The sequence below is a fragment of the Chloroflexus sp. genome (assembly GCF_034432675.1).
Taxonomy (GTDB): Bacteria; Chloroflexota; Chloroflexia; order Chloroflexales; family Chloroflexaceae; genus Chloroflexus.
On record NZ_DAOUBI010000159.1, the window covers coordinates 1 to 16,770 of the forward strand.

The window sequence follows — 16,770 nt, forward strand, 5'->3', positions numbered from 1 at the left end:
GCAGGCTGGAAGCCTGCGCCACGGCGAGCACTTGCAGCCCGGCCTAACGCAGCGTGACATGTGGGTAATGCATAGTCTCCAGCGGGGGCGGGTTGGGGTGGGGGCATGCGCAGATCACAGATCGAGGGCACCATCTCTCCGTTTATCTGCCTTGCAGAAATGTGATAATAAAATGGCAAAAATTTTCATCACAAGTATTGACAATTACCAATTAAGATGATAATATCTCTATCAGATTGGTAAATATTACCAACCAAGTAACGAAAGGAGTTCCTATGATGCGCGACCTCTACCACCACGAGCAACTGTACGCTCGCGAGATGCAGGAACGTGTTGCCGGTGCCGCGTCACTCCACCAGCCTCCGCGTTCGCCCATCGCTCGTCGCCTTGCCCGCTGGTTCGGCTTGCACTTGATTCGGTTTGGTGCCCGTCTGTTGCGCTACGCTGCGGATCGACGCTCTCGCCATCTTACCTATGCCCGCTAACGGAGGTTACTATGTACCCACTACTGACCCGTGACCCCATCACCGGTGGTGAGTTAATCGTCACCCGTCTCGAATCACCTGAGAGCGGCATTGTCATCGAGGGTCGTTTTAGCCTGGGCTGGATTGGTCGTCTCTCGCCTGATCAGCTTGCATTCGTTGAGTTGCTGGTCAAGAATCGCGGGAATATTCAACGCCTCGCCGCTGAACTCGACATTGCCTACAATACGGCCCGCGCTCGCCTCGATGAAATCGTTGCTCTGCTCGGCGGTACACCTGAACAGGAGCCGCGGGTTGATCGACGTCAGATTCTCGACCGGCTTGCTGCCCGCGAGATTTCGGTCGAAGAGGCCCTGCGTCTGCTAAAGGGAGCTGACCATGAACAGCGCAAATGAAGAACGTCACCGGATTCTGCAAATGGTCGAGCAGGGGCAACTGTCGGCTGCGGAAGCTGCGCGTCTGCTCGATGCCCTGAGTGCCGATCCCCGGCCAATCGAGCGCAGTCAGGTGCGTCTGGTGCGCATTCGCGTCACCGATCTCCCTTCCCAACGCCTCAAAGCGTCGGTAGCTATTCCGGTGAGCCTGATTAATGTTGGTCTGCGCCTCGGCGCTCGGCTGGCTCCGCAATTGAGTGGTAGTGCGCTGGAAGAGCTGATCCGTAGCGTGGAACGTGGAACTACCGGTCTGTTGCTGGAATGGCAGGATTTGGAAGAGGGCGAACGGATTGAGATCGTGATCGAATAACCCCTGGTACAACCGTAGTCTTCACCATGAGGAGGGTTTGCATGAAACAACGGCTTTCGGTTGATCTGCCGGTAACACTTATCATCCAGTCGGTTCACGGCGATCTTACGATCCGAGGCTGGACTGAACCGCTGATCGAATGGCAGAGTGATGATCGACAGGTGACGGTGACTGCGCAAGCCGATGGTCTGGTTGTCAGCCCGTGTACTGACGATCTCCAGCTTGCGGTGCCGGAGACTGCTGATGTGCGGATCGTCGTGATCCACGGTGATGCGCGTGCCCAGAATCTCTATCGCCTTACCGCCGAGTGTGTTGAGGGAGATCTTTCGCTGCGCCAGATTACCGATCAGGCCACCATCGGCTCGCTCGAAGGTGATCTCACGGCAACGACCGTCGCTGAATTGAGCGTCACTGCTGATGTCCACGGTGATGTCTCACTTACTGAGGTTCCAGTCGTACATTTGGCTGGAGTGGCGGGTGATGTGAATGGGCGTGGTGTGTTGAGCCTGACCGTCAATCGGGTTGATGGCGATCTTGAGGTGACCGGTTTGAGCGAGCAGTTACGGGTCGGTAACGTGAATGGCGACGTTGAACTTACACTCACCGGTACCGCCGATGTGCAGCTTGATCGTGTCAACGGTGATCTGACACTCACAGGACAGGCCCGTCGCGTGCAGTGCCTGGCGGTAAGCGGTGATGTTGATGCCTCCGAAGCCCAGATCGATCAGTTTACGGTTGAGACGGTGGCCGGCGATGTTGAAGCAGGAACTATCGCCAGCGGTCGGATGGTGACGGTTGGGGGTGATTTGGAACTCAACAATGTCACCGGTGACCTGACGGTCAGTCATATCGGAGGTGACTGCGTTGTCAAACAGGCTGCCGGCAACGTTATAATCACGGCTATTGGTGGTGATCTCCGTCTTCATGCCGCTGCCACAGCCGGTAGCACCATACGGGCCCAGGTTGGCGGTGATGCAGTCATCGTGCTCCCCGAAACGCCTGATCTGACCATCAACGCGGTTGTCGGAGGTGAAGTGAGTGGGATTGAAACCCGACCTTCAATACCCGGTCAGATGCTGGAGTTGCGCTATGGTCAGGGGAACGCCAGCATCCATCTGCATGTGGGTGGTGATCTCGCGATTAAAGGCGCAGGTCAGGTCGATTCGTTCAGCAGTATCGGTGCACAACTTGGGCAAGAACTGAGTGAGCTTGGCCGCGAATTGGGGCGCGAGCTAAGTGAACTGGGGCGTGAACTGGCCGCCGAGTTGCGAAGTGCGTTAGCCGGCGACGATCCACGTGCGGGCGAGCGTGCCCGTGCGGCGGCTGAACGCTTCGCCGAGCAGGCCCGGCGCTGGAAAGCCGAGTCCGGGCCAGAACGGGTGCGCGTTAAGATCAATCAACGCGAGTGGCGTCTTGATCCCGAACGGATCGAGCGGATCAAGGAACAGGCCCGTCAGGCTGCGGCTGCCGGTCTGAATGGTGCGCTTGAGGCGGTCGAACGGGCGCTGAGTCGGATTCAGTCGCCACCACCGCCGCCCCCGGCTGCGCCCAATCCGCCGCCACCACCCCATCCGCCGGCAGCGCCACCACCACCGCATCCGCCGGCAACCGGGCCAACAGTGCAGCTTCGCCCTGTCCCGTCACAGCCCCCGATGAGTGAGGCTGAACGAGAACAGCAACGGGCTTCGATCTTACAGATGGTTGCCGATGGTCGTATCTCGCCGGCAGAGGGTGATTTGTTGCTGGCCGCTCTCGATGAGGATCGAGGTTAGAGGGTGTTCTGTAAAATCTGGCAAGATACAGGTATGCACGTGCTCCGATCTGCCCATCATCCAACGCTCACTTGCACAATATGTATTTGTCAGAAGCAGATCACCGGTGCTAACAGCCCATCCGCGTGCATCCGCCAGCCTCGCGCCCATCCGTGTGCTACGGAAAATACACAGATGCTCACGGATGCAGCGGATATGCGCAGATCACCCTCCTGCCAGGGCCTTACCGTGATGCACCCAGCCCATCCGCGTGCATCCGCCAGACCCGCGTCCAGCCGTGTTCCGCGGATGATACACGGATACTCACGGATGCAGCGGATATGCACGGATCACCCTCCTGCCGGTACCATTGCGTGAGGCACCCAGCATATCCGCGTGCATCCGCCAGACCCGCGTCCATCCGTGTGCTACGGATAATACACGGATGCTCACGGATGCAGCGGATATGCGCGGATCACCCTCCTGCCAGGGCCTTACCGTGTAGCGTGACCTGTTTGTGCATATACCCTAGGGGCGCCGCATGCCTCGCCCCTACCCGTACCTCATGTTCTGGATGCAGCCTCAACCCGCATTACCAGTTCGACCAGCGCCAGATTAAACTCTGCTGGCCGTTCAATCGCACTGAGATGACCGGCGTGTGGAATCACGATGAAACGACTATCGGCAATCGCATTGTGCATCACCTGCGCTTCAGCAGGAGGGGTGAGAGCATCTTCCGCACCGACGACAACGGTTGTCGGCACCCGAATCTCGGCCAGCAGTGGCGTCGAATCGGGGCGAGCCGCCATGGCGTGGAGTGCCGCGGCAATCCCTTCTGGTGGATTCGCCGCAGCGATACTCAGCAGCTCGGCCCGTAGCGCCTCACTTGCCCCCGGCGCTACCAGATTGGGTAACATTCGTCCGGCCAGTGCCGCACTTCCCTCTTCCAACGCAATCCTGGCATTAACGGCCCGTGCTGCCCGCGTCTCCTCACTATCGGCAGTTGCCCGGGTATCGGCCAGCAACAGGCCGCTGATCCGCTCTGGTGCCCGCCGCAGCAGAGCGAAGGCAATATAGCCTCCCATTGACAAGCCGGCCAGCACTGCCCGTTTGATGTTCAGGGTATCGAGTAATGCCAGGACATCCGTTGCATAGTCATCGAGCGACTGTGGCAGCGGTGTCGCCGGCGAGCCGCCGAATCCGCGTAGATCAGGTGCAATCATACGTATGCGATCACTCAATGTACTCAATTGTGCTCGCCATAATGCCGCACTCAGCGGAAAAGCGTGCAACAAGACGACCGGTTGTCCACTTCCTGCATCATCGTAGCGTAGTTGCACACCGTGGGGGAGGGTCACGTGCATTGGTACCTCCGTTTCTGAGTCGATACTCAACCAGTGCAATGCTTTTGGTAAACGCCTGTTAGCGAGTTGCCGGGCATCAGGATGATTGCATGATACACCTCCACGATGGCAGACAACACACGGATCCCAGGCTTCTGTCTGTGCTTGGAAGTTACCCTTGCCGGTTGTCTACAAGTATACGCGAAACATACCGCATGGTTTACTACAGGGAGAACAATCTGCATCAGATGACGTCTGCGCTCTAAACCGGGTGCGATACTGGTTGCCATTCGGTAAGAGGGTGGGATATCGCCTGCCAATCCCCCTAGCAGCACGACAGCATAGACAGGCATAAGTGGACAGAGTGCGGAAGGCTGGCTTCCGCACTCTGTTCTACAAGCAGGCACTGATTAAGAGGTTGTGCAACCGATTCTTACCGCTGTACGTGGTGACTACTGCTGCAAGATAGACAAGAGATAGTCGATAGACGTTGTCGGCACTGATGGTGTTGCAGCCTGCATGTTCTGGTGTGATTCCACCGGTCGCAACGGCACAGAAACAAGATCGACGATCTGCAAGTCCATTAACTGAACGATGCCCTCAACCACATCAATCGCCGACCAGTGCAGATCAGTTGCAATATCCGACAGACTCTTACGACCGTCGATGGCCTCAAGCAGCAAATGCAGCGCAACACTTGCCCGCTGCAATGCTTCTTCGCGGGTGACCTTCAGTGTCGGTACTAGTTGCAGCGAAGCAACTTTGTGCCAGATCCGCCGCCACCGCAATGCCATACGCTCAGCGTAGCGGATCATCGTCTCGACATCGCCCCATATCGATTGCTGGTTACTTCTGGCACCGCTACTGACGTTGAACGTGCCTTGCTGGACGTTGAGCAGAATGCCTAGCGCTTCTGTCCCTATTTGTCCCTCGCACTCAACGTGGTACATTTGACCATTGGTGAAGAATATTCGACCGGAACGCTCTCCCTGAATATCGAGCGAGCCAGAGAGGGAACTGTATGCAGCGAGATCAATCAAATCACGTAATGGTACCTGTTGTAACGAACCGTGTAATGCCATCGTGGGCCTCCTGGGCACAACTGCAAGGATAAGATGGGATGCCCTTTAAAATTGGTTATACCACAACTCAGCAGCCACAACAATGTGACCATAGTCCAGTTATAGAAGAAGTCGTCATAGTACCGGTTTTGGTAACGCCCGTTTCTCCATTCCAGCACACGATGTTGTGTGCATCGAAGGCTGAATGTGCTGTGCGCAGACCATAGCGGATCGCACGCCGCTGAACGGCATGCCTTCCACGTGGCCGCACGAGCGTGGATTGGCAGACACACGGCATGAGTTGGAACGTCCCGTAAACCTCATCCCTTCGGAAAAAGAAAGAAGGGTAACGCTGTGCAGTTACCCTTCTTCCGCTCGAGGGCTGATCTGTGCGGCCTGTCCTACGCAGAGCGTGCCGGTGACGAGACGGACACCGGCTGTGGGACACGTTCCTCACCGGGCCGAGCGAGAAGTGTTGCGCTTAGTAACACCAGCGTTAGCCATGCCAGGTCGGCGAAGAGCAGATGCACCAGTTGCATCCACACTGGAGCCTTCAGGATGACGTTGATTGCACCCAGAAAAATCTGACCAACAAAGATCGCAGCAGTAGCCCACGCCAGTCGGCGCGTTGTTGGTGACGGATCGTAGCGCACTGCCCGTTGGGCAAGCGAAATCATTGCCAGGCCAACCAATGTGCCCAAGACCGGGTGGATAATCCGCATCCATACCAGGGGATGACTATCACGAGTGATCGATTGCGATACACCACCAGGTAGCACGCCCAGTTGCAAGAGGGTATCACCCAGAGCCGTTATCGCACCACTTGACCCCACTAGTGCCGTACCGACCAATGCTGCAATCAACATGCTCAACAAGCCACCCTTACCACGCAGGTTCGGTGCCGGCTTACCACTGGCGTACCATGCTGTAAGCGCCATTGCTCCAATCAACAGAAATGTATTGACGAGGTGCAGTCCCAGTGACAAAGCGCGAGTCAGTGATGCATCATGGGCTACCAGTTGGAAGAGCACCAGTGCCGCTCCGATCAGCGACTCGACAATCATCAAAATCATCGTTGCAATCGCCGCCCGCCGTGCCGGATGGCCGGCAGCAAACAGTCGTAAGGCCCAAACCAGTAACCCTATCGTCAACAGCAGAGCAATGCCACTCGTTACGCGATGGGAAAACTCGATGAGCTGCGCTGTATCGGGTGCCCGTGGTATCACCTGACCATCACAGAGCGGCCAGTGATCACCACAACCGGCACCGGAGCCGGTTGCCCGCACGAATGCGCCCCACATAATGACCAACAGGTTGTATCCAACATTGAGCCATGCAAAATTGACAAAGGCACGATGCCGGGGATCCATGCAACTTCCTCCCGCCGCGACCGTGTGGTGCGGATTGCAAGAACTATGTGACATATCACACTTTATTCTAGCATGACCCCTGCGTAGCGTGCAGTGAACACCGTGTTATAATTCGTTCACTAAACGCAAACGTGTGAGCAAGAGGGGGCATCTTGGTGACCGTCCATGCACTGCCATCAATTGAGCAGCTTGTCCAGACCTTGCGGTACCTCTGCAAGCAGCCATCGACTACCGGTCAGATCGATGAGTTGCGCACGATGGCTGAACATATCACCCTTCTTGTGCGTCGGTTAGGCATGCATGTGCGCATTGCGGCTACCGATACCGCACCGGTCATTATTGCTCATCGGTCAGGACGACGGCCACAGACCCTTTTGCTCTATCATCACTACGATACACCGCCAACCGGCCCGTGGCGACACTGGTCACACGAACCATTTGATATTGCTGAACGTGATGGTCGTGTATTCGGACGCGGTGTAGCCGGTGGCAAAGGTGCCCTGGCAGCGCATCTGGCAGCCCTGCAGACCATTCTGCACCGTGAAGGAGAATTGCCGTGTGGGATCACCCTGGTCATTGAAGGGGCAGCCACAACAGGTAGTTATGGTCTGCAAGAAGCCCTGCACGCGCATATTGATCTGCTGCAATGTGACGCGATCCTGGCTAGTGTTGGTGACCGTGATGCTACCGGTACACCTATCTGCGTGAGTGGTAGTAAAGGCTGGATCCGTCTGCGTCTGAGTGCGCGTGGGCCGGCGTATCCCTTGCCAACCGGCTTTGCCGCTAGCGTTGCCAATCCGCTCTGGCGGCTGATCTGGACCCTGGCTTCTCTCAAGGGTGATGATGAAGATGTGCGGATCGAGGGATTTTACGACGCTGTTGAAGGTCCGTCGCGCAATGATAATGCGGTGATCCGACAACTGCAACTGGCCTCGGCTGCACGACGGGATGCCTGGCGGATCGATCAGTTTCTTTTCGGTATCGACGGTGCAGCGTTGAGCCGCTCAGAAGTAACGCTTCCCACCTGTAATGTGAGTAGCATCACCGTTGAACCGTCAGGTGAGACACCGGTTATCCCTGCTCAGGCGACAGCGCTACTCGATATTCAGTTAGTTCCCCATCAACAGCCGGATGCGATTGTAGCATTGATACAGCACCACCTGCACGAGAAGGGGTTTCCTGACATTGTGATCGAACGATTGCCTGGCGGGTATCCCCCGTTAATGACTGCGACTGATAATCCCTTCGTGACACAGGTGGCTGCTATCGGCGCAACCGTATTTGAACGGCCACTGGTGGTTGTGCCGGCTGGCCCATACACGGTGCCTTTCAGCTTACTGGTTGGCCATCACCCGATTCCAACAGTAAGTCTTGGCCTGACACCAGTCGTCAGTGCGACCTTTGCTCCCGATGAGTACATTCCGATCAACGACCTGAGTCGTCATAGTCGTTTGCTGATCGAATTACTCGACCAGTTGTGGCGGTAAGTACTCCCAGGAGCACGGTCACGTTACGCTGTGCCGATGCCGATATATCTCACGTAGAGCTTACCCCGCTGCATGACACCCCTGTCGGTAATACACGTGCCGCATCGTATGGCGTATGAACACCCAAACACGATGCAGCACAGGTAACGTACATCTATCAGGGATTGGCGCTGCGGAATGTGCGACGTATTGATGTCTATAACAACTTCTATTGATTGTTATTGATTGCGATACGCAGCTAAGGCTGTTTCCCGATCTGGATAGATCTTGAACAGCGTATCGAAGCGGCTCTTGCGGAAGATTTCGGCAATCTGTGGCTGCAAACCGTACAATCGCAGATCACCACCCAGTGGTTGAATGGCGCGCAGGTTGGTCAAGAGCATTCGCAGGGCCAGGCTGGCCACGAAATTGACCTCACTCATGTCCGCAAGCACCTTACCGCGATGCCGGTTGATGGTGTCTGCCAGCTCCTGCTCGATGGTTGCAATCCCGGCTGCATCAAGGCGAGCCGGAAGCTCAATGATGAGCACATCATCTACATGCTCGGTCTTCACGCCGAAGTCTCTCTTTCTAGCGGGTTTGCGCCGCTATGCAACTATTGAGGGTACGGTCATTATAGCATGCTCTGAACCTGTCTTAGAACAGATATCAAAGCGATCAGGATACCGACCGGTGTTCTCTGAATATCGTCGTGAGTATTTGGTTTTCCGGCAAGCCCTTGACGTTAAAGCTGACTATCAGACAGACGTTCCACAATCAGCAGGGTAATGTCATCAGCCTGTGGTGCACCGGCAGCGAATGCGTCAACCGCTGCGACGACTGCCGCCACCAGATCGGGGGCAGGATGGTGGCAGAGGGTTTGCAGGCATGCCTGTAAACGGGCATCGCCAAACAACTCACCGGTCAGATTCATCGCTTCAGTAATACCATCGCTGAAAGCTACCAGCTTCTCGCCGGGCTGTATCCGCAACTCATACACATCATACGTTTGCCCGGCCACAATACCGATTGGTAGGGATCCCTCGTGTAACTCTTCTACTACATCACCATTTCGGGCAATCCGCAATGGTGGGTTATGCCCGGCATTGATATACGTCATTGTACCGCTGAGTGGATCAAGCAGGCCATAGAACAGCGTGATGAACATATTGGCATCACCGTGCTCACGGCAGATATAGTCGTTGGTCAGACTGACAGCGTGAAGGAGAATAGACGTATTGATACTGCTGGGCGACTGCGGCATCTCTCCAGCCTGCGACGCCGCTCGCAGCAATGATCGACTCAACGCCACAAACAGGGCAGCCGTTACCCCTTTGCCACAGGCATCGGCCACCACCAGGCCGACTCTGCCATCGGGAAGGGTAATGGTATCGAAGAAATCACCACCCACAGCCTGCGCACCGCGACTGAACCCGGCAATACGCCAGCCGGCTGGTTGCGGTAACACCCGTGGTAGGAAAGACTGCTGAATACGGCGGGCAACATCCAGCTCCTCTTCGAGGCGGTTCAGCCGAATCAATTCCGCCTGCGCAGCCTGTAATTGCTGATACGCTGCCAGGAGTTCGGCATTCTTGCGTTCGAGATCATGGATCATGCGCTGATTGGTATTGCGTACCCGACTAACGATACTGCGTAGCATCGTCATTGCCAGCGCAGGACTGGAGCCGATCAAGGTGGCAAACACCGCTTCATTCAGCGCAACCAGGCGACTCGGTTCAATTGCCCGTACCGTTGCCGACCGTGGACTCTGGTCGATCAGGCTCATCTCGCCGATGATTTGGCCGGCGTGAAAGACCTCTAGCCGCAACTCGGTGCCGTTAACGAACGTGATTACCTCTACCGCACCGCTCAAGATCACAAAGCATTCGGTTCCCGGATCACCCTGATGAAACAATATTTCACCGGCGGCAAGGCGGCATTCGGCCAGACGAGGGGCTAACTCGGCCAGAATCGCTTCGGGTACTACCTGAAAGAGCGGCAAATTCCGCAAGCGATCCAGCATCGTCATTGTTTTAGTTACGATTAACTCGTTCCAGCCACTTGCCGGATCGTGCCGGTACTGGAGGGTGTCAGCGTATTCGCGCACAAAGAAGAGGCCAAGGCCACCAATGGTACGTTGTTCAACCTCCCTGCCCAGATCAGGTGGTGGTGCATCGTGGGGATCGAAGGGATACCCTCGATCACGAATGACGATAGTCAGCACTCCCTGTTCATACTGGCACGACAACTGAAGCTGGTCACGGTTTTGGTCATCGTAGCCATACTTGACAATATTGGTAGCGACTTCTTCGATCACCAGTCGCAACAAATAGACATAATCGTGGGGTAATTGCCAATCAGACTCCAGCGTGTCGCTGAAGGCCAAAAGCTCAGTTACCGCGTTCCAATCGGCGAAGACACTGATCTGTCGCTGCATGCCAACCTCTACACGGCTAATGGTTCGGTTGGATGGCGACCAGGGGAGAGCGGCAGGGTGGCTCGTAATTTACGCAGGCGAGTAATGGCATCCACGGCAGCTTCGTGGACATTGGGGTCGGTATCATCAACGGCCTGGGTCAGGGCATTGAGGACGGTTGTGGTGGCGGCTGCCATACCCAACCGCCCTAGTGCACGCGCTGCTGCTTCACGAGCGTAGGCGTCAGCATCAGAGAGCATGGGGATCAGATGGTCAATCATCAGGGCCGTACCGGCCAGCTCTCCCAACTGACTCACCACCAGGGCTGCTGCCGAGCGCACGAAACTATCGGGATTGTCGAGACATTCAATCAGATGATCAAGGAGCTGCGGCGAGACGATCCGGTCGCGCAATTGACCCAGTGTGCGGGCAGCGGCGAAGCGTGTCTCCAGATCACAATCATGGATCGCCAGTCGGATCAGCGTTTTGACCAGAGGTTGCGGCGGTATCCCATTAATCAGGCCAAGCATGCGCGCCGCAGCCGCACGCACATGCGAGGCGCTATCACTCAAACCGTCGTGCAGGAGCACCAGGTCTGCCGCTGTGTAGTGACCCTCTCGCATGCGCAGACGACGGATCGCTTCATAGCGACTTTGCCAACCGGGGTCTTGCAATTGACGGCGTAACTGTTCAAAATCACCGCTCTCGAAGGTGTCGAGTTCGGCCAGCAATGTCAGCCGTAACCACTCATCACGTGAACTGTTGAGGCGCTGCCGGGCAAGAGGCAGCACCTGTAACGCCAGCAGGATTTCTTCGATGGTCAGGCGAAGTTCCGGGCGTGAACGTAATTCGCGCTCAATCAGATGGGCGAGCTGGTAACGCCAGTGGCCAGCCCGACGGACAATGTGATTGGCACCGGGGCCACGTGAAATCTCGGCCAGTGCCAGCACAGCGGCAACCGGCTCTTCCTGGAAGGCAGCAAGAAATGGTTCAAGCGCACGTAGGGCAAGGTATCCGAGCACACTATTCACGCCGGCAATTTGTATCTCTTGCCGGGGGTTGCGGGCAAAGGTTGTGAATCGTTCAGCTACCCGCTGCCGCCATGTCTCTCGATCAAACACTGGCAGCCCCCTTCCTTCCCTGCGTCAATGTAGTAGAACGATGATATGTCTATATTTTTAGTATATCATACCGTCATAGTATTGCACAGTACTTTAGTACTATTCTTTGATTGCAGAAACATTACAGACGCGATTACTGCTGTCATATGGTAAGATATGCCGGGAAGTAAGTCTCTGTGGATGGTGTATATGAATTCAACACCGGAAGATCCCGATGTTACAACCAGTATTCGCCGGGTACGTCGGGGTTGTGTCATGATGGCAATCATCGTTATTGCCATGACCATTTTTCTGATCAGTGCAACTGGCAATCTCGCGTTTTCGTTATTACTATTTGTCGCAGGAGCACTGCTGGCGCTGGCTTTCTTTGTAGTACGTTGAGGCCATTCATGTCGCCAACCTATCGTCGGGCACTACTGGCTGTGCTGGGACTGGTCTTTGTGATCATCTCCATTGTTGTTGCTTTCCAGCAACCTTTCGGTCTGTGGCACTGGCTCTGGCTGTTGCTGGCCGGGTTGTGCCTGTTTGCGATTCGTCGGCAATCGTAACTTTTTGTTCACCTGTCTAACGCTCTGTTCCCGTTGCTTCAAATCAATCTGGCCTGACGGCGGTGCGTGCTCCCACCCTTTCGGTCATAGCCCCGGTAGGGTATGCCGCGATTCCCGTTCGTATGCTACGACGACTTTACCACAATACTACCCCCATCCCCGCGGCATCGACAACCGGCTACGGTAGCGCACGCTGAACCGTCTGGGTTTACAAACACCTTACAATTGTTGACAAGCCTATTCGCAAGCTACCGCTGATATGCTATAATCAGAACCGAAAGCGTGCGCCTGATAACCTGATATTAGGTTGATATAATACCAAAAAACCGACACCACATCTATTCTCTCGGACAAATGTTTCAGGCTTAGATCGCCTTTCTGCCTTCGTTCAACTGGTTTAAGTGTAAATTGTTTTGAAAGACGAGTACGCCATGCACGACTTTGTTCATCTGCATGTCCACTCTGAATACAGCCTGCTCGATGGCTATGCCACAACGAAAGGCATTACCCAGCGTGCTGCCGAATTGGGGATGGACAGTATCGCCCTGACCGATCACGGGGTGATGTACGGCGCGATGGAGTTCTACGAGGCGGCGAAAAAGGCCGGTATCCGCCCGATTATCGGTGTCGAAGCCTACATGGCCCCTGGCTCACTGAGCGACCCGATGACAAAAGGGGCAAAAAACTATTTTCATTTGCTGTTGCTAGCCCAAAATGAGGTGGGATACCGTAATCTGGTGAAACTCACCACGCACGCCCATCTTGACGGGATGGGAAAGGGTGTGTTTGCCCGCCCCCGTATCGACCGGCAATTGCTGGAAGCGCATCACGAAGGCCTGATCGTTACATCGGCCTGTCTGGCCGGCGAGGTGTTGCACTATCTGAAAGCGAGAGACCGTCGTGCAGCCGTTGAAACCGCCGCATATTACCGTGACCTGCTCGGCCCCGACCGTTACTATCTTGAGTTGCAACTGCATGACAATATCCCTGAACTCGAGCCGCTGAACGATGAGTTGGTGAAGATCGGGCGCGAACTGGGTATTCCACTGGTAGCCACCAGTGACGCGCATTTCGTCCGTCCAGAAGATAAAGCAACCCAGCACAAGATTATGGCGATGGGGATGAATATGACCTACACTGAATTTTGTGCTCGTGAATACGCGATGGACGAGAGCTACCATATCTTGTCGGGCGAGCAGATGTGGGAGCGGTTTAAACGCTACGGTACTGAACCGCTGGAAAATACTCGTCGCATCGCCGATATGTGCCGGTTGAAGCTGGAGTTTGGACGGGTTCAGTTGCCGGTCTTTGAGTTACCGCCGGGCCACGATGCCGCCTCATATCTACGCCTCGTGTGTGAAGAGGGTTTGATGCGCCGGTTCAACGGTCAGCCACCTGCTGAGTATATAAATCGGTTGGCGTATGAACTGGATGTGATTAATCAAACCGGCTTCCCTGATTACATGTTGATCGTATGGGATTACGTGAAATTTGCCCGTTCACGCGGTATCCCCTGTCTGCCGCGTGGATCTGCCGGTGCATCGCTCGTGCTCTACGCCCTCGGCATCACCGATGTTGATCCGGTCAAGAATAAGCTGCTCTTCGAGCGTTTCCTCTCGCCCGAACGTCTGGAAATGCCCGATATTGACACCGATTTCGCCGACTCGCGCCGCCAGGAGATTCTTGACTATATCGCCGATAAGTACGGGCGGGAGAATGTTGCGCAGATTATTACCTACGGTACGCTTGGGGCCAAAGCGGCCATTCGTGATATGGGCCGTGTGCTCGGTCTCGATCCCGGTGAGGTAGATCGGGTCGCCAAACTGATTCCAGCGTTACCGGTTGGCACCACCATCGCCCAGGCCCTTGAGCGCGTCCCAGAGTTGAAGCAGATCTACGAAACCCAGCCCCACCTGCGCGAACTGATCGATGAGGCGCAGAAGGTTGAAGGCCGGATGCGGTCAGTTGGCACGCATGCCTGTGGCGTGGTGGTCAGTCGAACACCGCTGGCCGAGCTGGTGCCCCTGCAACGCACGACCAAAGACGAGAATGCGTTGATGGCTGCGTTTGAAGGGCCGACCCTGGCCAAGATGGGCCTGCTGAAGATGGATATTCTCGGTCTAACCAACCTTTCCGTGGTGGCCGAGGCCCTCAAGTACATCGAGCAGACGACTGGCCGGCAGATGTGGCTTGATGAAATTCCACTTGATGATCCAAAGGTTTTTGAGGCATTAGGACGAGGCGAAACGAAGAATGTCTTCCAACTAGAATCGGCGGGAATGACGCGCTACCTGATGCAATTGAAGCCAACCCGCGTGGAAGACCTCTACGCCATGGTGGCGCTCTATCGCCCCGGCCCACTTGAGCAGATTCCAGTCTATATTCAGAACAAAAATAATCCATCCCAGATCCGCTATCTCCACCCCGTGCTCGAACCGATCCTGTCCGACACCTACGGTGTGATCGTCTATCAGGAGCAGATTATGCAACTGTTGCAGACGGTCGCCGATTATACGCTCGGTCAGGCCTATATCGTCATCAAGGCGATCAGCAAGAAGAATCGCGAACTGATGGCCGAAAATGAGGCTATTTTCAAGCAAGGGTGTCAGCGCAAAGGCATTAGTAAGGAGATTGCCGATCAGCTCTGGGAGTTGATCTTGCCGTTCGCCGGCTATTCGTTTAACCGACCGCACGCCACACTCTACGGTTTGCTCAGTTATCAGACCGCCTGGCTAAAGGTAAACTATCCGGTCGAGTATATGACCGCTGTGCTGACCGGTGCGGGTGGTGTAATTGAAGATGTGACGAAGGCGGCACTCGAAGCACGGCGTCTGGGTGTGGCAGTACTGCCCCCTGATGTCAATCGCTCGCACAAGGGCTTCACTATCGAACCTCTTGCCCAACCGTTGCCGCCGGGCGTAACCCACCAACGCGGTATTCGCTTTGGCTTGATGGCAATCAAGAATGTCGGCGAAGGGCCGGTAGAAGCGATTATTGCTGCACGCGAGGCAGGTGGCCCCTTCCAATCGCTGGAAGACCTCTGTGTGCGCGTTGATCGCCACACGCTGAATAAGCGTACACTTGAAAGTCTTATTAAAGCTGGCGCACTCGACTCGCTCCCTGGCACGCGCCGCCAGAAGCTGGCAATCCTCGATCAGGCCGTCAGCGCCGGGATTGAAGCCCAGAAGGCGCGTGAAATCGGCCAGAGTAGCCTGTTTGATATCTTTGGTGAAGCAACCACCGCCAATCCGGTGGTGGCCCGTATTCCGTTGCCGCTGATCGTCGAGAGTCCTGCCGATCAGAAAGAGGTGCTGCTCTGGGAAAAGGAGCTGCTCGGATTGAATATTTCCGATGATCCCATCGCTAAGGCCCTCGAAGGTGTCGATCTCAGCGGTGCTACTGAACTTGGTTCGATTGATGCTGAACATATTGGTGAGACGCTCACTTTTGTGGGAGTGCTGAGTGGGGTGCGTCGGATTGCGACAAAGAAGGGCGAGACGATGCTGGTCGCCAATCTTGAAGATTTGACCGGCAGCATCGAGATAGTGGTCTTTCCAAAGGTGCTGGCGAAGTACGCCGATCTGTTACAGAACGACGCCGTAGTGCGGATTACGGCGAAGGTTGACAACCGTCGTGATACACCCCAACTGGTGGTCGAGCACGTGGAAACGCCCGCGTCAGTAGATCAGACAACAAGTGCCCAACCGCTTGAGATGGATCTGGAAGGGGTAAGCGATGATCTGAACGGCGAAGGCGGTGTGGAATTGCCGGCGCCACCGGTATCGCCAGCACCAACTCCCGCCCCGGTTCCGGCATCTCCGCCGCCGGTCAGACCGCCGGTTGTGCGTACCCGCCAGCCGGTAAAGCTCACCAGTAATGGGAATGGTCACGGCGGTCACCAGGCACCAGAACCACCACGGGTTGACGGGCCGCCGGCGCGTAATCTACGCATCTACCTGCCGCGTAGCCACGATTTTGATGCCGATATTGCATTGATGCAGCATATCCATACTATTCTGAGCAGCAGTCATGGTAATGACCAGGTCACACTGTATCTGCCAAATGGGGTGGGCATGGTCGTCTTACAGTCGCAGCATACCATTACCCTCTCTGATGCCCTAGTTGCCGAACTGAAGCAGGTGCTTGGCCCTGACCGAGTGCTGGCGATGTAAGCGCGGCGAGGGTAAGCATTCGTGGTGGGGTGGTTGACAGGAAAGCAGGAAATATTGATGAGTAGGGAGCACGGTATACGGCATGCCGTGCCCCTGCTTTGTTTTGTACTGTCGCATCAGGTTGCGCTGTCGTATCTACATCCCGCTCTCAGCGGGCGGACTGGAGCAGGGGCGTGTCACATAGCACCGCTGGGAGCTGTGAACACGCGATATACCATACGAGAACTTATTTCATAAAAAGTTGTACTGTCGCGCTCGAATAACCATCTCCGGTGCCATCATGCGCTGGATTGGTT

The 16,770-nt window shown here is 55.7% G+C and carries 14 protein-coding genes; 8 read left to right on the forward strand and 6 right to left on the reverse strand.

The window, feature by feature from the left end; translation table 11 throughout:
- Positions 1–275 precede the first annotated feature (275 nt).
- The 4 genes from VAE55_RS11930 to VAE55_RS11945 are packed head-to-tail and all read left to right on the forward strand — an operon-like array spanning position 276 to position 2,998.
- The gene (locus VAE55_RS11930) at positions 276–485 is read left to right on the forward strand and encodes a hypothetical protein (RefSeq protein WP_322816006.1); all 210 of its coding nucleotides are present in this window, start codon (positions 276–278) and stop codon (positions 483–485) included.
- An 11-nt stretch (positions 486–496) separates the two neighbouring features.
- Entirely contained in the window at positions 497–877 is a 381-nt protein-coding gene (locus VAE55_RS11935) for a DUF2089 domain-containing protein (protein ID WP_012256893.1), read from the forward strand.
- The gene (locus VAE55_RS11940; RefSeq protein WP_322816007.1) at positions 861–1,226 is read left to right on the forward strand and encodes an SHOCT-like domain-containing protein; all 366 of its coding nucleotides are present in this window, start codon (positions 861–863) and stop codon (positions 1,224–1,226) included. Before VAE55_RS11935 ends, VAE55_RS11940 begins: the two co-directional genes overlap by 17 nt.
- Before the next feature lie 41 nt (positions 1,227–1,267).
- The gene (locus VAE55_RS11945; protein WP_322816008.1) at positions 1,268–2,998 is read left to right on the forward strand and encodes a DUF4097 family beta strand repeat-containing protein; all 1,731 of its coding nucleotides are present in this window, start codon (positions 1,268–1,270) and stop codon (positions 2,996–2,998) included.
- Between the two features lie 542 nt (positions 2,999–3,540).
- On the opposite strand, the gene VAE55_RS11950 is transcribed toward VAE55_RS11945, so the two are convergent.
- The 3 genes from VAE55_RS11950 to VAE55_RS11960 all read right to left on the reverse strand — a co-directional run bounded on the left by VAE55_RS11950 (position 3,541) and on the right by VAE55_RS11960 (position 6,751).
- On the reverse strand, positions 3,541–4,341 hold the full coding sequence (locus tag VAE55_RS11950; protein ID WP_322816009.1) for an alpha/beta fold hydrolase: 801 nt from the start codon (positions 4,339–4,341) through the stop codon (positions 3,541–3,543).
- A gap of 431 nt (positions 4,342–4,772) precedes the next feature.
- Positions 4,773–5,402 (reverse strand): DUF4388 domain-containing protein, encoded by a 630-nt coding sequence (locus VAE55_RS11955; RefSeq protein ID WP_322816010.1) that lies wholly within the window; start codon positions 5,400–5,402, stop codon positions 4,773–4,775.
- Between the two features lie 380 nt (positions 5,403–5,782).
- Complete coding sequence (locus VAE55_RS11960; RefSeq protein WP_322816011.1) at positions 5,783–6,751, reverse strand: COX15/CtaA family protein; 969 nt, start codon at positions 6,749–6,751, stop codon at positions 5,783–5,785.
- A 155-nt stretch (positions 6,752–6,906) separates the two neighbouring features.
- Here VAE55_RS11960 and VAE55_RS11965 point away from each other — a divergent pair, with 155 nt between their 5' ends.
- A complete protein-coding gene (locus tag VAE55_RS11965; RefSeq protein ID WP_322816017.1) occupies positions 6,907–8,238 on the forward strand; it encodes a M20/M25/M40 family metallo-hydrolase in 1,332 nt (443 codons plus the stop codon).
- A gap of 218 nt (positions 8,239–8,456) precedes the next feature.
- Here the strand turns inward: VAE55_RS11965 and VAE55_RS11970 are convergent, their stop codons facing one another.
- The 3 genes from VAE55_RS11970 to VAE55_RS11980 all read right to left on the reverse strand — a co-directional run bounded on the left by VAE55_RS11970 (position 8,457) and on the right by VAE55_RS11980 (position 11,754).
- A complete protein-coding gene (locus VAE55_RS11970; RefSeq protein ID WP_322816012.1) occupies positions 8,457–8,792 on the reverse strand; it encodes an STAS domain-containing protein in 336 nt (111 codons plus the stop codon).
- Between the two features lie 170 nt (positions 8,793–8,962).
- Positions 8,963–10,654, reverse strand: coding sequence for a SpoIIE family protein phosphatase (locus VAE55_RS11975; RefSeq protein WP_322816013.1), 1,692 nt, complete (start codon positions 10,652–10,654; stop codon positions 8,963–8,965).
- Positions 10,655–10,662: 8 nt separating this feature from the next.
- Positions 10,663–11,754, reverse strand: coding sequence for a HEAT repeat domain-containing protein (locus tag VAE55_RS11980; protein WP_322816014.1), 1,092 nt, complete (start codon positions 11,752–11,754; stop codon positions 10,663–10,665).
- 189 nt (positions 11,755–11,943) lie between these two features.
- Here VAE55_RS11980 and VAE55_RS11985 point away from each other — a divergent pair, with 189 nt between their 5' ends.
- The 3 genes from VAE55_RS11985 to dnaE all read left to right on the forward strand — a co-directional run bounded on the left by VAE55_RS11985 (position 11,944) and on the right by dnaE (position 16,474).
- Entirely contained in the window at positions 11,944–12,135 is a 192-nt protein-coding gene (locus VAE55_RS11985; protein WP_322816015.1) for a hypothetical protein, read from the forward strand.
- A gap of 8 nt (positions 12,136–12,143) precedes the next feature.
- Positions 12,144–12,302, forward strand: coding sequence for a hypothetical protein (locus VAE55_RS11990; RefSeq protein ID WP_012660587.1), 159 nt, complete (start codon positions 12,144–12,146; stop codon positions 12,300–12,302).
- A 431-nt stretch (positions 12,303–12,733) separates the two neighbouring features.
- Positions 12,734–16,474, forward strand: a complete 3,741-nt coding sequence (gene dnaE, locus VAE55_RS11995) for a DNA polymerase III subunit alpha (RefSeq protein WP_322816016.1) — start codon at positions 12,734–12,736, stop codon at positions 16,472–16,474.
- The last annotated feature ends 296 nt before the right edge of the window (positions 16,475–16,770 follow it).

Coding starts and splice junctions, on each gene's coding strand:
- VAE55_RS11930 (WP_322816006.1), top strand. CDS start 276: ATGATGCGCGACCTCTACCACCACGAGCAACTGTACGCTCGCGAGATG.
- VAE55_RS11935 (WP_012256893.1), top strand. CDS start 497: ATGTACCCACTACTGACCCGTGACCCCATCACCGGTGGTGAGTTAATC.
- VAE55_RS11940 (WP_322816007.1), top strand. CDS start 861: ATGAACAGCGCAAATGAAGAACGTCACCGGATTCTGCAAATGGTCGAG.
- VAE55_RS11945 (WP_322816008.1), top strand. CDS start 1,268: ATGAAACAACGGCTTTCGGTTGATCTGCCGGTAACACTTATCATCCAG.
- VAE55_RS11950 (WP_322816009.1), bottom strand. CDS start 4,341: ATGCACGTGACCCTCCCCCACGGTGTGCAACTACGCTACGATGATGCA.
- VAE55_RS11955 (WP_322816010.1), bottom strand. CDS start 5,402: ATGGCATTACACGGTTCGTTACAACAGGTACCATTACGTGATTTGATT.
- VAE55_RS11960 (WP_322816011.1), bottom strand. CDS start 6,751: ATGGATCCCCGGCATCGTGCCTTTGTCAATTTTGCATGGCTCAATGTT.
- VAE55_RS11975 (WP_322816013.1), bottom strand. CDS start 10,654: ATGCAGCGACAGATCAGTGTCTTCGCCGATTGGAACGCGGTAACTGAG.
- VAE55_RS11985 (WP_322816015.1), top strand. CDS start 11,944: ATGAATTCAACACCGGAAGATCCCGATGTTACAACCAGTATTCGCCGG.
- VAE55_RS11990 (WP_012660587.1), top strand. CDS start 12,144: ATGTCGCCAACCTATCGTCGGGCACTACTGGCTGTGCTGGGACTGGTC.
- dnaE (WP_322816016.1), top strand. CDS start 12,734: ATGCACGACTTTGTTCATCTGCATGTCCACTCTGAATACAGCCTGCTC.